The organism is Pseudomonas oryzihabitans (assembly GCF_032027545.1).
Lineage (GTDB): Bacteria > Pseudomonadota > Gammaproteobacteria > Pseudomonadales > Pseudomonadaceae > Chryseomonas > Chryseomonas oryzihabitans_F.
In genome coordinates this window covers 342,932-356,354 of record NZ_JAVSJB010000002.1, presented here as the reverse complement: position 1 = coordinate 356,354, position 13,423 = coordinate 342,932, and the positions used below count along the sequence as shown (strand labels likewise).

Here is a 13,423-nt window from a genome sequence, read left to right as displayed (position 1 = left end):
CATATCCAAGGGCCCTCCGCGCTGGCCGCCCGGGACGTGGCGACGCTATACTGCACAGCTTTCCCATCGTCTTTCGCAGGCCGCCGACCATGACCGAGTCCGTCTCCGCCTACATGACCCGTCTTGGCCAGGCAGCGCGTGCCGCGTCGCGGGTTGCCGCCCGGGCCAGCACCGCCCAGAAGAACCGTGCCCTGCTGGCCGCCGCCGCTGCCCTGGACGCCCGTCGCGCCGAATTGAGCGCCGCCAACGAGCAGGATCTGAGTGCCGCCCGGGCCAATGGCCTGGAGCCGGCCATGCTCGATCGCCTGGCGCTGACGCCCAAGCGTATCGACGACATGATCGAGGGCCTGCGCCAGGTCGCGACGCTGCCCGATCCCATCGGCGAGATCCGCGACATGAGATACGTGCCCTCGGGCATCCAGCTGGGCAAGATGCGCGTACCGCTGGGCGTCATCGGCATCATCTACGAGTCGCGGCCCAACGTGACCATCGATGCCGCCAGCCTCTGCCTGAAATCCGGCAACGCCACCATCCTGCGCGGCGGCTCCGAGGCCATCCATTCCAACCAGGCCATCGCGGCCTGCATCCAGGCTGGCCTGGCCGAAGCCGATCTGCCGGCCGAACTGGTCCAGGTGGTGGAGACCACCGACCGGGCCGCTGTCGGTGCGCTGATCACCATGCCGGAATACGTGGACGTCATCGTGCCGCGCGGTGGCAAGAGCCTGATCGAACGCATCAGCCGCGATGCCCGCGTCCCGGTGATCAAGCACCTGGACGGTATCTGCCACGTCTATATCGACCGCGCCGCCGACGTCGACAAGGCCATCCGCATCGCCGACAACGCCAAGACCCAGCGCTACGCACCCTGCAACACCATGGAGACGTTGCTGGTGCATGCCGCCATCGCCGAGCGGGTGCTGCCGCCCCTGGCCGCCATCTATCGCGACAAGCAGGTGGAACTGCGCGGTTGCGAACGGACCCGGGCGCTGCTCGGTGCTGACGTCCTGCTCGCCACCGAGGAGGATTGGCGCACCGAGTACAACGCGCCGATCCTGTCCATCCGGGTAGTGGATGGCCTCGAGGCGGCCATCGAGCACATCAACGCCTATGGCTCGCAGCACACCGACGCCATCGTCACCGAGAACTTCAGCGATGCCCGACGCTTCCTCACCGAGGTCGACTCGGCGTCGGTGATGGTCAATGCCTCTACCCGCTTCGCCGACGGCTTCGAATACGGCCTCGGCGCCGAGATCGGCATCTCCACCGACAAGCTGCACGCCCGTGGGCCGGTGGGCCTGGAAGGGCTGACCAGCGAGAAGTACGTGGTCTTCGGCGACGGTCACGTCCGTAGCTGATGAGCAGCCTGCCCACCCGCATCGGTCTGTTCGGCGGTACCTTCGATCCCGTGCACATCGGCCACCTGCGCGCTGCGCTGGAGGTGGCCGAGGCTCTGGCGCTGGACGAACTGCGGCTGATTCCCAGTGCCCGGCCGCCGCATCGCGAGGCGCCCAGCGTCGCGGCCGAGGACCGGCTGGCGATGGTCCGGCTGGCGGTGGCGGACAGCGCGCCGCTGGTGGTCGATGACCGGGAACTGCGCCGGACGCGCCACTCCTATACCATAGAGACCCTGGAAAGCCTGCGCGCCGAACTCGGCGATGAGGTGCAGCTGCTGCTCATGCTCGGTTGGGATGCCTTTTGCGGCTTGCCGACCTGGCATCGCTGGCGTGAGCTGCTGGAGCTGTGTCACATCCTGGTCCTGCAACGGCCCGATGCCGACAGCGAGCCCTGTCAGGAACTGCGAGATTTCCTGGCGGCGCGCAGTCAGCCCGATCCCCAGGCCCTCAAGGGGCCGGGCGGGCAGATCACCTTCATCTGGCAGAACCCGCTCGCGGTGTCCGCTACCCAGATCCGCGGCCTCCTGGCCACCGGGAAGTCCATCCGCTTCCTGGTGCCCGATGCCGTGCTTGACTACATCCGGACGCACGGACTCTATCCGGCGTCCTCCGAACCGAGGTAAGAGCTACACCATGCAAAGCGAACAACTCGTCCAGGTGGCCATCGCCGCCCTGGAAGACATGAAGGCCCAGGACATCATCTCCCTGGACGTGCGCGAGAAGACCAGCGTGACCGACATCATGGTCATCGCCAGCGGCACTTCCAGCCGCCACGTCAAGTCGCTGGCCGACAACGTGCTGGAGAAGGTCAAGCAGCAGGGCGTGCGCCCGCTGGGCAGCGAAGGCCTGGAAGGCGGCGAATGGGCCCTGCTGGATCTGGGCGACGTGGTCGTCCATGTCATGCTGCCGACCACCCGCGAGTTCTATGACCTCGAGCGCCTCTGGCGCGGTGCCGAGCAGAGCCGCGCCGCTCACGGCGAATAACGCCCGTGCGCCTGCGTCTCATCGCCGTCGGCTCGCGCATGCCGCGCTGGGTCGAGGAGGGCTGGCACGAGTACGTCAAGCGCCTGCCGCCGGAGCTGCCGCTGGAGCTCGTCGAGATCCCGTTGCAGACCCGCGGCAAGAACGCCGACGTCGCCCGGCTGATCCGCCAGGAGGGTGAGGCCATGCTGGCCAAGGTGCAGCCGGGCGAGCGCGTGGTGACCCTGGAGGTCACCGGCAAGCCCTGGAGCACCGAGCAACTGGCTGAAACACTCCAGCAGTGGCGCCTGGAAGCCCGCACCGTCAACCTCATGGTCGGCGGCCCCGAGGGTCTCGCCCCCGAGGTGCAGGCGCGCAGTGAGCAGCGCTGGTCGCTGTCGCCGTTGACCCTGCCGCATCCGCTGGTGCGCATCCTCGTCGGCGAGCAGCTCTATCGCGCCTGGACCGTGCTGGCCGGCCATCCGTATCACAAATAGTCCATACCTGCGATGTCGCAACCCATACGCCTCAAGGACCACGAGAAAGACGCCCAGCTCGTCCGCGCCCGCGTGACGGTCGGTGCGGCGGTGTTTCTCGTGCTCGCCTGCGTATTGGTGGCGCGCATGTACTACCTGCAGGTCATCCAGCACGACTACCATTCGACCCTGTCGGAAAACAACCGCGTCCACGTTCAGCCGATCCCGCCCACCCGCGGGCTGATCTACGACCGCAACGGCATCATCATCGCCGACAACCGGCCCAGCTTCAGCCTGACCATCACCCGCGAGCGCGCCGACGACTGGCGCCAGACCCTGGACACCCTGGTGCAGGTGCTGGGGCTGACCGAGGAAGACCGCGAGCTGTTCGAGAAGCGCATGAAGCAGGGCCGGCGCCCCTTCGAGCCGGTGCCGGTGCTGTTCGAACTGACCGAGGAGCAGATCGCCAAGATCGCCGTCAACCAGTTCCGCCTGCCCGGGGTCGAGGTGACCGCGCAGCTGGTGCGCCACTATCCCATGGGCGAGCACTTCGCCCATTCGGTGGGCTACGTCGGCCGGATCAACGAGCAGGAACTCAAGCGCCTGGATCCGGTGAACTACAGCGGCACCCACCACATCGGCAAGACCGGCGTGGAGCGCTTCTACGAGCCCGAGCTGCACGGCGAGGTGGGCTACGAAGAGGTCGAGACCAACGCCCGTGGGCGGGTGCTGCGGGTGCTCAACCGCACCGATCCCAAGCCGGGCAAGGACATCGTCCTGACCATAGATTCGCGCCTGCAGGCCGCCGCCGAGGCCGCCCTGGGCGGCCGCCGGGGCGCCATCGTCGCCATCCAGCCCAGGACCGGCGAGGTGCTGGCCATGGTCAGCCAGCCGAGCTACGACCCCAATCCCTTCGTCACCGGCATCAGCTTCAAGGAATATTCCGAGCTGCGCGACTCCATTGATCGCCCGCTCTACAACCGGGTGCTGCGCGGCCTCTATCCGCCCGGCTCGACCATCAAGCCGGCGGTGGCCATCGCCGGCCTGGACAGTGGCGCCACTACGCCCCAGGCGAAGGTCTTCGACCCGGGCTACTACGAGCTGCCCAACTACGATCACAAGTACCGCAACTGGAACCACGGCGGCGACGGCTACGTGGACATGGACATGGCCTTGATGAGGTCCAACGACACCTACTTCTACGACCTCGCCCACAAGATCGGCATCGATCGCCTGTCGGAATACATGGGCAAGTTCGGCCTCGGGCAGAAGGTCGCCCTGGACATGTTCGAGGAGGCGCCGGGCCTCATGCCTTCCCGGCAGTGGAAGCGCGCCACCCGCCGCCAGGCCTGGTTTCCCGGCGAGACGCTGATCCTCGGTATCGGCCAGGGCTACATGCAGGTGACTCCGCTGCAACTGGCCCAGGTCACCTCGTTGATCGCCAACCATGGCCAATGGATACGTCCGCACCTGGCCAAGACCCTGGACGGCCAGCCGCCGGTGGACAGCAATCCCATGCCCGACATCGACCTCAAGGACCCGAGCTACTGGGATAGGGCCATCCACGGCATGGAAATGGTGGTGCAGAATCCCCGCGGCACCGCCCACAAGCTCAACGTCGGCGCCCAGTACCGCATCGCCGGCAAGAGTGGTACCGCTCAGGTGGTCGCCATTCGCCAGAACGAGAAGTACAACTCGGCCGCGCTCAAGGAACGCCACCGCGACCACGCCCTGTTCGTCGCTTTCGCCCCGGTGGACAATCCGCAGATCGCCGTGGCGGTCATGGTGGAGAACGGCGAATCGGGTGGCGCCGTGGCCGGCCCGGTCGCGCGCCAGGTGCTCGACGCCTGGTTGCTGGACGAGCAGGGTCACCTCAAGGCCGAGTACGCCAAGCCCGGCACCGCCGGTGCCACCGCCTCCGCGACCAAGGTGCAGCCATGAGTCTCGCTCCCAACTTCGATCGCACCATCCCCGAAGGGGACGTGATGAAGCGGCGCGCCACGCTGCTGCAACGCCTGCACATCGATGGCCCCTTGCTGATCCTGCTGCTGATGTTGGGGGCGACCGGGCTGTTCGTGCTCTATTCGGCGGGCGGCCGCAACCTCGACCTGCTGTTCAAGCAGGCCAGCTCCTTCGGCCTCGGCCTGGTGGCCATGGCCATCGTCGCCCAGCTCGAACCCCGTTTCATGGCCCGCTGGGTGCCGCTGGGCTACGTGGTCGGCGTGGCCCTGCTGGTGGTGGTGGACGTCATGGGCCACAACGCCATGGGCGCGACCCGCTGGATCAACATCCCCGGGGTGATCCGCTTCCAGCCGTCGGAATTCATGAAGCTGCTGATGCCCATGATGATGGCCTGGTACCTGTCCAAGCGCAGCCTGCCGCCGAACTTCAAGCACAGCCTGATCAGCCTGTCGCTGGTGGTGGTGCCCTTCGTGCTGATCCTCGACCAGCCCGACCTCGGTACCGCCATGCTGGTGCTGGCCTCGGGCGGCTTCGTGCTGTTCGTCGGCGGCCTGCAGTGGCGCTGGCTGATCGGTGCGGTGAGCGCCGCGGTGCCCATGGCGGTGGCCATGTGGTTCTTCGTGCTGCACGACTACCAGAAGCGCCGGGTGCTGACCTTCCTCGATCCGGAGATGGACCCGCTGGGCGCCGGTTGGAACATCATCCAGTCCAAGGCGGCCATCGGCTCGGGCGGGGTGTTCGGCAAGGGTTGGCTGCTGGGTACCCAGTCTCATCTGGATTTTTTGCCGGAAAGTCACACGGACTTTATCATTGCCGTCCTCGGCGAAGAGTTCGGCATGGTCGGCGTCTGCCTGCTGCTGGTGCTCTATCTGCTGCTCATCGGTCGCGGCCTCACCATCACGGTGCAGGCCCAGACGTTGTTCGGCAAGTTGCTCGCCGGCGGCGTGACCATGACCTTCTTCGTCTATGTCTTCGTCAACATCGGCATGGTCAGCGGCCTCTTGCCCGTCGTGGGCGTGCCGCTGCCGTTCATCAGTTATGGCGGTACCTCGGTGGTCACCTTGCTCACCGGGTTCGGAGTTTTGATGTCGATCCACACGCACCGCAAGTGGATCGCCCAGGTTTAACAGGTAATGAAGAAGGGTTAGATGCCGATAATGGGATGGATGCGTCGCTGCCTGCAGGGCTTCGGCCTGGCGGGTGCGATGGGCGTGACGACCGGCGTCGTCGCGGGAGACTACGACACGGCACCGCTGGCGCGCGACTTCATCGCCGAGATGAGTCAGAGCTATGGTTTCGCCCCGGAACAGCTGCAGGCGCTGTTTGGCGAGGTCGAGCGCAAGCAGGCCATCCTCGACGCCATCTCGCGTCCGGCTGAGCGGGTCAAGCCGTGGAGCGAATACCGTCCCATCTTCATCACCGATCGCCGCATCGCCCAGGGTGTGGAGTTCTGGAAGGCCCACGAGGAAGCCCTGGCGCGCGCCGAGCGCGAATTCGGCGTGCCGGCCCAGTTCATCGTCGCCATCATCGGCGTGGAAACCTTCTACGGCCGCAACACCGGTAACTATCGGGTGCTGGATGCGCTCTCCACCCTGGCCTTCGACTATCCGCCCCGTGCGCCCTTCTTTCGCAGCCAGCTGCGCGAGTTCCTGCTGCTGGCCCGTGAGCAGCAGGTCGACCCGCTCAGCCTGACCGGTTCCTACGCCGGGGCCATGGGGTTGCCGCAATTCATGCCCGGCAGCTTCCGCGCCTATGCAGTGGACTTCGACGGCGACGGCCACATCAATATCTGGTCCGATCCCACCGACGCCATCGGCAGCGTGGCCAACTACTTCAAGCGCCACGGCTGGTCCGGCGGCGGTCCCACCGCGATCCGTGCCCAGGTCAGCGGCAGCCGGGTGGAGGAGGGCGTAGTGCCCGGGATCGAGCCGGTCAAGAGCGTCGCCGAGCTGCGTGCCCTGGGCTGGAATGCCCAGGACCCTGCCCTGCGCGACGATTTGCGTGTAACCTCGTTCCGCCTCGACGGAGACAAGGGACCGGAGTACTGGATGGGCCTGCCCAATTTCTACGCCATTACCCGTTACAACCGCAGCGTCATGTACGCCATGGCCGTGACCGATCTGGCCAATGCCATCGCCGAGCGGCATGCCGCCGAGGGTGCCAAGCCGTGATGCGCCTGACCGTCGTCCTGGCACGCCTGGCCGGCTGCCTGGGGCTCGGCCTGCTGCTGGTGAGCTGCTCCAGCCAGGCCCCCAAGCCAACCAGCAAGGGCGTCGCCGGGCCGGGTGGCTACCTGCGCCCCCATCGTGACGGCGCGCCCTGGTGGGACGTGGACGTCAGCAAGATTCCCGACGCCGTGCCCATGCCGTACAACGGGCCGTTGAAGAACAATCCCTACACCGTGCTGGGCAAGACCTATTTCCCGCTGACCGATGCGCGCAACTATCGCGTGACCGGTACCGCGTCCTGGTATGGCACCAAGTTCCACGGCCAGGCCACCGCCAACGGCGAGACCTACGACCTCTACGGCATGACCGCGGCGCACAAGACGCTGCCGCTGCCCAGCTACGTGCGGGTCACCAACCTGGACAACGGCCGCAGCGTGATCCTGCGCGTCAACGACCGCGGTCCCTTCTATTCCGACCGGGTCATCGACCTGTCCTTCGCCGCCGCCAAGAAGCTCGGCTACGCCGAGATCGGCACCGCGCGGGTCAGCGTCGAGGGCATAGATCCGCAACAGTACTGGGCCCAGCGCGGCCAGGCGGTACCCATGGTGCTGGCGCAGCCGCGCCAGGCGCCGGTGGCCCAGAAGACCACCGAGGTGCAGACCTTCGGCGCCATCGAGACCTACACCCCGCCGGTCAACCAGCACGCCGAGCCGGTGACGCCGGCCGCCGTCGACGCAAAAAAAAACGTTTCTGCCCCAGCCGCTGGGCTCTATCTGCAGGTGGCGGCCTTCGCCAATCCGGACGCTGCGGAATTGCTCAAGGACAAGCTCAGCGACCTGACCGGTGCCCCGGTGTTCATCAGCTCGACGGTGCGCAATCAGCAGACCTTGCATCGGGTCCGGCTCGGACCGGTCCAGCCGGCTGAGGTCGCCCAGCTCCAGAACAGCGTACGCGTGGCCCGCCTGGGCCAGGCATCTGTCGTGCAACCGGATTGAAGCAAGGATGCTTCATGACGCCCAGTCGCCGGCCCCTGCCAGCGTGATCCGCCTAGCGCGGATCGCCGTGGGTCGCGCGGTCTGGGTCCGCTGCTCCTGCCATACTCCAACCTTTCAGAGATTCGGATGACAATCGCAAAACTCGCTCGACGCCTGCTCTTCCTCGTAACGATCGCCTGTGTCCCGGCCGTCTGGGCGGCCGAGACAATGATTCCGGCGGCGCCCCAGCTGGCAGCCAAGGCCTGGATTCTCATGGACGCCAACAGCGGCGCCGTGCTCACCGAATCCAACTCCGACCAGCGCCTGCCGCCGGCCAGCCTGACCAAGCTGATGACCGCCTACATCGCCACCCTGGAAATCAACCGGGGTCGCATCAAGGAATCCGACATGGTCACCGTCAGCGAGCACGCCTGGCGTACCGGCGGTTCGCGGATGTTCATCAAGGTCGGCACCCAGGTGTCGGTCGGTGACCTGCTGCATGGCATCATCATCCAGTCCGGCAACGACGCCAGCGTCGCCCTGGCCGAGCACATCGCCGGCAGCGAAGACGCCTTCGCCGACATGATGAACACTACCGCGCAGAAGCTGGGCATGCAGAACACCCACTTCATGGACGCCACCGGCCTGCCGGACCCGAACCACTATTCCTCGGCCCATGACATGGCCATCCTGGCGCGCGCCATCATCAACGCCGATGCCCAGCACTACGCCATCTACTCCCAGAAGGAATTCTTCTGGAACAACATCAAGCAGCCCAACCGCAACCTGCTGCTGTGGCGCGACAAGACCGTGGACGGCCTGAAGACCGGCCACACCGACGAAGCCGGCTACTGCCTGGTGGCTTCCGCCGTGCGCGACGGCATGCGCCTGGTGGCCGTGGTGTTCGGCACCAACAGCGAGCAGGCGCGCGCCGCCGAGACCCAGAAGCTGCTGACCTATGGCTTCCGCTTCTTCGAAACCCAGTCCTTCTACAAGAAGGGCACCGAACTGGCCAAGGCACCGGTGTGGAAGGGCGACGCCCGGGAAGTCCAGGCCGGTCTGGCCAACGACCTGACCATGACCCTGCCGCGCGGCCAGGCCAAGAAGCTGCATGCCGAGATGGTGCTCAATCCGCAGCTGATCGCGCCCATCGCCCAGGGCCAGGTGATCGGCAAGGTCGAGGTGAAGCTGGATGACAAGGTGGTGCACACCGCCGACCTGGTCGCCCTGCAGCCGGTCGAGGAGGGTGGCCTCTTCCGTCGCCTGTGGGATAGCATTCGCCTGTTCTTCTACGGATTGTTCAACTGATCCGTCGTCCTGGAAAGGCCCGCGCTCGCGGGCCTTTCACCCCCGCCGACAGCGGTCGGCCTGGAAGTCCGCATGACCGAAGACGTTCAACCCCCCAAGATCGAATTTCCCTGCCCGCGCTATCCGATCAAGGTGATCGGCGATGCCGGTGCCGATTTCGCCGAGCTGGTGCTCGATACCGTGCAGCGCCACGCGCCGGATCTCGACCGCGGCACCCTGGTGACCCGCGACAGCCGCAATGGCCGCTTCCTGTCCGTGCAGGTGCTCATCACCGCCACCGGCGTGGAACAGTTGCAGGCCATCCACCAGGATCTGCGCGCCACCGGCCGCGTGCACATGGTGATCTGATGACGACTCCCGCCCCGGTGAGCCTGGGCGTGCGCCGCTGGGGCCTGAGACCCTACGAGGCGACCCTTGAGGCCATGCGGCGCTTCACCGACGAGCGCGGCACTCAGACGCCCGACGAACTCTGGTTGCTGCAGCACCCGGCGGTCTTCACCCAGGGCCAGGCTGGCAAGCCCGAGCACCTGCTCGCCGTGGGTGACATTCCGGTGGTACAGGTCGATCGCGGCGGCCAGGTGACCTACCATGGTCCGGGTCAGCTCATCGCCTATGTGTTGCTGGACGTTCGCCGCAAGGGCCTGGGCGTGCGAGAATTGGTCAGCGCCATGGAAGACAGCCTGATCGCCCTGCTCGCCGACTGGGGCGTGCGCGCGGAGGCCCGGGCCGATGCGCCGGGCGTCTACGTGGACGGCGCCAAGATCGCCTCCCTCGGGCTGCGCATTCGCAATGGCCGGTCCTTCCACGGCCTGGCGCTCAACGTTGACATGGATCTGGCGCCGTTCCGCCGGATCAACCCCTGCGGTTATGCCGGCCTGGCCATGACCCAGCTACGCGATCTGGTGACCGGGCCACTAGCTTTCGACGAGGTCCGCGAGGCTCTGGTGCGTCACCTGAGCGTCCGCCTGGGCTACCCCGAACCGATCACCCTGGAATCGGATTGACATGACCACGACAGTACAAGACAGCGTCCAGACCCTCACCCCGCCCGCCCGCCCGAACAAGGTGGAAGCCGGCGTCAAGTTGCGTGGCGCCGAGAAGGTCGCACGCATCCCGGTGAAGATCATTCCCACCGAGGAGCTGCCGCGCAAGCCGGACTGGATCCGCGTGCGCATCCCGGTCACCCCCGAGGTCGAGCGCATCAAGCAGTTGCTGCGCAAGCACAAGCTGCACAGTGTCTGCGAAGAGGCCTCCTGCCCGAACCTGGGCGAGTGCTTCTCCGGTGGCACCGCCACCTTCATGATCATGGGTGACATCTGCACCCGCCGCTGCCCCTTCTGCGACGTCGGCCATGGCCGACCGAAGCCGCTGGACGTGGACGAGCCGAAGAACCTGGCGGTGGCCATCGCCGACCTGGGTCTGAAGTACGTGGTCATCACCTCGGTGGACCGCGACGACCTGCGCGACGGCGGTGCCCAGCACTTCGTCGACTGCCTGCGCGAGATCCGCAAGCTGACCCCCGGCATCCAGCTGGAGACCCTGGTGCCGGACTATCGCGGGCGCATGGACGTGGCCCTGGCCATCACCGAGCAGGAGCCGCCGGATGTCTTCAACCACAATCTGGAGACCGTGCCGCGCCTGTACAAGGCCGCCCGCCCGGGGTCGGACTTCGAGTGGTCGCTGGACCTACTGCAGAACTTCAAGAAGCGCGTGCCCCACGTGCCGACCAAGTCCGGCCTGATGCTGGGCCTGGGCGAGACCGACGAGGAAGTCATCGAGGTCATGCAGCGCATGCGCGAGCACGAGATCGACATGCTGACCCTTGGCCAGTACCTGCAGCCCTCGCGCAACCACCTGCCGGTGCAGCGTTTCGTCCACCCGGATACCTTCGCCTGGTTTGCCGAGGAAGGTGCCAGAATGGGCTTCAAGAACGTGGCCTCGGGTCCGCTGGTGCGGTCGTCCTACCATGCCGACCAGCAGGCGCATGGCGCGAAGAAGATCGGCTGATCCTCGCGTCGTCATGAAAAAGGGCAGCCTGGTGGCTAATGCCAGTCAGTTAAGCCTTCGCTTAGCGGGTTGGAAAGACATTGGCGGCTGCGCGCTAGCGGGTGGGGCCTGGATCTGGCTTTAGGCCTTCTATCGCGGCCATGGGCCGCTTCTACAGCAGCCGGATAACCTGTAGGAGCGGCCCATGGCCGCGATAGGTAGAGCTCCTTGGCATGGGCTCAATGCCGATCAGTTACAAAAACGCCGTGTTCTTGCGAAGAGGACACGGCGTTTTTGTGGTCATCAGGGTAGCGGGAAGCTCAGTGTGGACTGCGATCAAGGCTTAACCTGACTGGCATTAGCCCAATGGCTGCCTTTTTCCATGGAGGCTCCAAAGCCGGCAAGCCCCCACCGATCTGCTTTCAGCTCCCTCTCCCTGGGGAGAGGGTTGGGGTGAGGGTGCGCGCCATCAGCCGCGCAGCACGCCGTCCACCAGCGCCTTGGCCTCTTCCTGGATACGCCCCAGGTGGGCTTCACCCTCGAAGCTCTCGGCGTAGATCTTGTAGACGTCCTCGGTGCCGGAGGGGCGGGCGGCGAACCAGCCGTTTTCGGTGACCACCTTGAGGCCACCGATGGCGGCGCCGTTGCCGGGGGCCTCGGTGAGGATGGCGGTGATCGGCTGGCCGGCCAATTCCTTGGCCGTGACCTGGGCCGCGGAGAGTTTGCTCAGCCGAGCCTTCTGCTCGCGGTCGGCAGCGGCGTCGATGCGCTGGTAGACCGGCGCACCGAAGCGCTCGGTCAGCGCCTGGTAGCGCTCACCCGGGTCCTTGCCGGTCACGGCGGTGATCTCCGCGGCCAGCAGGCCGAGGATGAGGCCGTCCTTGTCGGTGGACCAGGCGCCGCCGGCCTTGCGCAGGAAGGAGGCACCTGCGGATTCCTCGCCGCCAAAACCCAGGCTGCCGTCCAGCAGGCCGTCGACGAACCACTTGAAGCCCACCGGCACCTCCACCACCTGGCGGCCGATGCCCTGGGCCACACGGTCGATCATCGAGGAGGACACCAGGGTCTTGCCGATGCCGGCCTGTGGGTTCCACTGCGGACGGTGGGTGAAGAGGTATTCGATGGCTACTGCCAGGTAGTGGTTGGGATTGAGCAGGCCCACGGAGCGGGCGACGATGCCGTGGCGGTCATGGTCGGTGTCGCAGGCGAAGGAGACGTCGAATCTGTCCTTGTTCTCGATCAGGCCGGCCATGGCATGGGGCGAGCTGCAGTCCATGCGGATCTTGCCGTCCCAGTCCAGACGCATGAAGCGGAAGGTGGGGTCGACGCGGGTCGACAGCACCTGCAGCGGCAGGCCGTAGCGCTCGGCGATGCGCGGCCAGTAGTGCACCCCGGCGCCGCCCAGGGGATCGACGCCGAAGGTCAGGCCGGACCCGCGGATGGCGTCCAGATCGATGACCTGGCCCAGGCCGCCGACGTAGCTGTCGAGGAAATCGAATCTCTGGGTGGTGGCCGCCTTGAGTGCCTGGCGGTAATCCATCCGCTTGACGCCTTCCAGTCCGGCCACCAGCAGGGCATTGGCGCGATCCTGGATACTCTTGGTGACGTTGGTATCGGCCGGGCCGCCGTTGGTGGGGTTGTACTTGAAGCCACCGTCGGCCGGCGGGTTGTGCGACGGGGTGATGACGATGCCGTCGGCCAGGCCCGAGCGGCGGCCGGCGTTGTATTCGAGGATGGCGTTGGACAGCGCCGGGGTGGGGGTGTAGCCCGGTTCGCCCTGGGTCTCGGCGCAACCGGCGTCGATGCGGACTGCCACGCCATTGGCGGCGAGGACTTCCAGGGCGGAGATGAAGGCCGGTTCGGACAGGGCATGGGTATCCATGCCCATGAACAGCGGGCCGTCGACGCCCTGGGCCTGGCGGTATTCGCAGATGGCCTGGGTGATGGCGAGGATGTGCCACTCGTTGAAGCTGCCCTTGAGCGAGGAGCCGCGATGCCCGGAGGTGCCGAAGGCGACCTGCTGACCCGGATCGCTGGGATCGGGACGATCGCTGTAGTAGCGCGCCACCAGGCGCGGCAGGTGGGTCAGGGTGTTCTCGTCGGGGAGGCGTCCTGCATTGGGAGCGAGCGTCATGAAAGCGTCCTGTATACGTCGGAAAGAGGCAGCGGTCGGGCACGGGGCCGGATCTGAGTGG

13 protein-coding genes are annotated in these 13,423 nt (G+C 66.4%); 12 read left to right on the top strand and 1 reads right to left on the bottom strand.

The genetic code is table 11. The features are described from left to right. Positions 1-89: 89 nt before the first annotated feature. The 12 genes from RND78_RS04135 (at position 90) to lipA (ending at position 11,249) form a co-directional block, all read left to right on the top strand. Positions 90-1,355 carry a glutamate-5-semialdehyde dehydrogenase gene (locus tag RND78_RS04135; protein WP_312726295.1) on the top strand — a complete coding sequence of 422 codons (1,266 nt, stop codon included), beginning with the start codon at positions 90-92 and terminating at the stop codon, positions 1,353-1,355. Beyond that, positions 1,355-2,017 (top strand): nicotinate-nucleotide adenylyltransferase, encoded by a 663-nt coding sequence (nadD, locus tag RND78_RS04130; RefSeq protein WP_059229864.1) that lies wholly within the window; start codon positions 1,355-1,357, stop codon positions 2,015-2,017. The genes RND78_RS04135 and nadD overlap by 1 nt, the downstream gene beginning before the upstream one ends. A 10-nt stretch (positions 2,018-2,027) precedes the next feature. After that, positions 2,028-2,378: a ribosome silencing factor gene (gene rsfS, locus RND78_RS04125; protein ID WP_007159669.1), complete on the top strand. Its 351-nt coding sequence runs from the start codon at positions 2,028-2,030 to the stop codon at positions 2,376-2,378. 5 nt (positions 2,379-2,383) lie between these two features. Further along, positions 2,384-2,851, top strand: a complete 468-nt coding sequence (gene rlmH / locus RND78_RS04120) for a 23S rRNA (pseudouridine(1915)-N(3))-methyltransferase RlmH (RefSeq protein ID WP_007159668.1) — start codon at positions 2,384-2,386, stop codon at positions 2,849-2,851. A 12-nt stretch (positions 2,852-2,863) separates the two neighbouring features. After that, positions 2,864-4,771 (top strand): penicillin-binding protein 2, encoded by a 1,908-nt coding sequence (gene mrdA, locus RND78_RS04115; RefSeq protein ID WP_312726294.1) that lies wholly within the window; start codon positions 2,864-2,866, stop codon positions 4,769-4,771. 44 nt (positions 4,772-4,815) lie between these two features. Further along, positions 4,816-5,919 carry a rod shape-determining protein RodA gene (gene rodA, locus RND78_RS04110; protein WP_312726560.1) on the top strand — a complete coding sequence of 368 codons (1,104 nt, stop codon included), beginning with the start codon at positions 4,816-4,818 and terminating at the stop codon, positions 5,917-5,919. A gap of 21 nt (positions 5,920-5,940) precedes the next feature. Continuing rightward, positions 5,941-6,963, top strand: a complete 1,023-nt coding sequence (gene mltB / locus RND78_RS04105) for a lytic murein transglycosylase B (protein WP_409457013.1) — start codon at positions 5,941-5,943, stop codon at positions 6,961-6,963. Beyond that, positions 6,963-7,955: a septal ring lytic transglycosylase RlpA family protein gene (locus RND78_RS04100; protein ID WP_312726557.1), complete on the top strand. Its 993-nt coding sequence runs from the start codon at positions 6,963-6,965 to the stop codon at positions 7,953-7,955. Before mltB ends, RND78_RS04100 begins: the two co-directional genes overlap by 1 nt. 126 nt (positions 7,956-8,081) lie before the next feature. After that, entirely contained in the window at positions 8,082-9,242 is a 1,161-nt protein-coding gene (locus RND78_RS04095) for a D-alanyl-D-alanine carboxypeptidase family protein (RefSeq protein ID WP_059229859.1), read from the top strand. Positions 9,243-9,314: 72 nt separating this feature from the next. Further along, positions 9,315-9,590 (top strand): DUF493 domain-containing protein, encoded by a 276-nt coding sequence (locus RND78_RS04090; RefSeq protein WP_312726292.1) that lies wholly within the window; start codon positions 9,315-9,317, stop codon positions 9,588-9,590. Continuing rightward, complete coding sequence (gene lipB / locus RND78_RS04085; protein WP_312726291.1) at positions 9,590-10,246, top strand: lipoyl(octanoyl) transferase LipB; 657 nt, start codon at positions 9,590-9,592, stop codon at positions 10,244-10,246. The genes RND78_RS04090 and lipB overlap by 1 nt, the downstream gene beginning before the upstream one ends. A gap of 1 nt (position 10,247) precedes the next feature. After that, on the top strand, positions 10,248-11,249 hold the full coding sequence (lipA, locus tag RND78_RS04080; RefSeq protein WP_059229857.1) for a lipoyl synthase: 1,002 nt from the start codon (positions 10,248-10,250) through the stop codon (positions 11,247-11,249). Positions 11,250-11,697: 448 nt separating this feature from the next. Here the strand turns inward: lipA and pgm are convergent, their stop codons facing one another. Beyond that, a complete protein-coding gene (gene pgm, locus RND78_RS04075; RefSeq protein ID WP_312726286.1) occupies positions 11,698-13,362 on the bottom strand; it encodes a phosphoglucomutase (alpha-D-glucose-1,6-bisphosphate-dependent) in 1,665 nt (554 codons plus the stop codon). Positions 13,363-13,423 lie beyond the last annotated feature (61 nt).

Excerpts from the sequence above, each read along its gene's own strand:
- RND78_RS04135 (WP_312726295.1), top strand. The coding sequence starts at position 90 with ATGACCGAGTCCGTCTCCGCCTACATGACCCGTCTTGGCCAGGCAGCG.
- nadD (WP_059229864.1), top strand. The coding sequence starts at position 1,355 with ATGAGCAGCCTGCCCACCCGCATCGGTCTGTTCGGCGGTACCTTCGAT.
- rsfS (WP_007159669.1), top strand. The coding sequence starts at position 2,028 with ATGCAAAGCGAACAACTCGTCCAGGTGGCCATCGCCGCCCTGGAAGAC.
- mrdA (WP_312726294.1), top strand. The coding sequence starts at position 2,864 with ATGTCGCAACCCATACGCCTCAAGGACCACGAGAAAGACGCCCAGCTC.
- rodA (WP_312726560.1), top strand. The coding sequence starts at position 4,816 with ATGAAGCGGCGCGCCACGCTGCTGCAACGCCTGCACATCGATGGCCCC.
- mltB (WP_409457013.1), top strand. The coding sequence starts at position 5,941 with ATGCCGATAATGGGATGGATGCGTCGCTGCCTGCAGGGCTTCGGCCTG.
- RND78_RS04100 (WP_312726557.1), top strand. The coding sequence starts at position 6,963 with ATGCGCCTGACCGTCGTCCTGGCACGCCTGGCCGGCTGCCTGGGGCTC.
- RND78_RS04095 (WP_059229859.1), top strand. The coding sequence starts at position 8,082 with ATGACAATCGCAAAACTCGCTCGACGCCTGCTCTTCCTCGTAACGATC.
- RND78_RS04090 (WP_312726292.1), top strand. The coding sequence starts at position 9,315 with ATGACCGAAGACGTTCAACCCCCCAAGATCGAATTTCCCTGCCCGCGC.
- lipB (WP_312726291.1), top strand. The coding sequence starts at position 9,590 with ATGACGACTCCCGCCCCGGTGAGCCTGGGCGTGCGCCGCTGGGGCCTG.
- lipA (WP_059229857.1), top strand. The coding sequence starts at position 10,248 with ATGACCACGACAGTACAAGACAGCGTCCAGACCCTCACCCCGCCCGCC.
- pgm (WP_312726286.1), bottom strand. The coding sequence starts at position 13,362 with ATGACGCTCGCTCCCAATGCAGGACGCCTCCCCGACGAGAACACCCTG.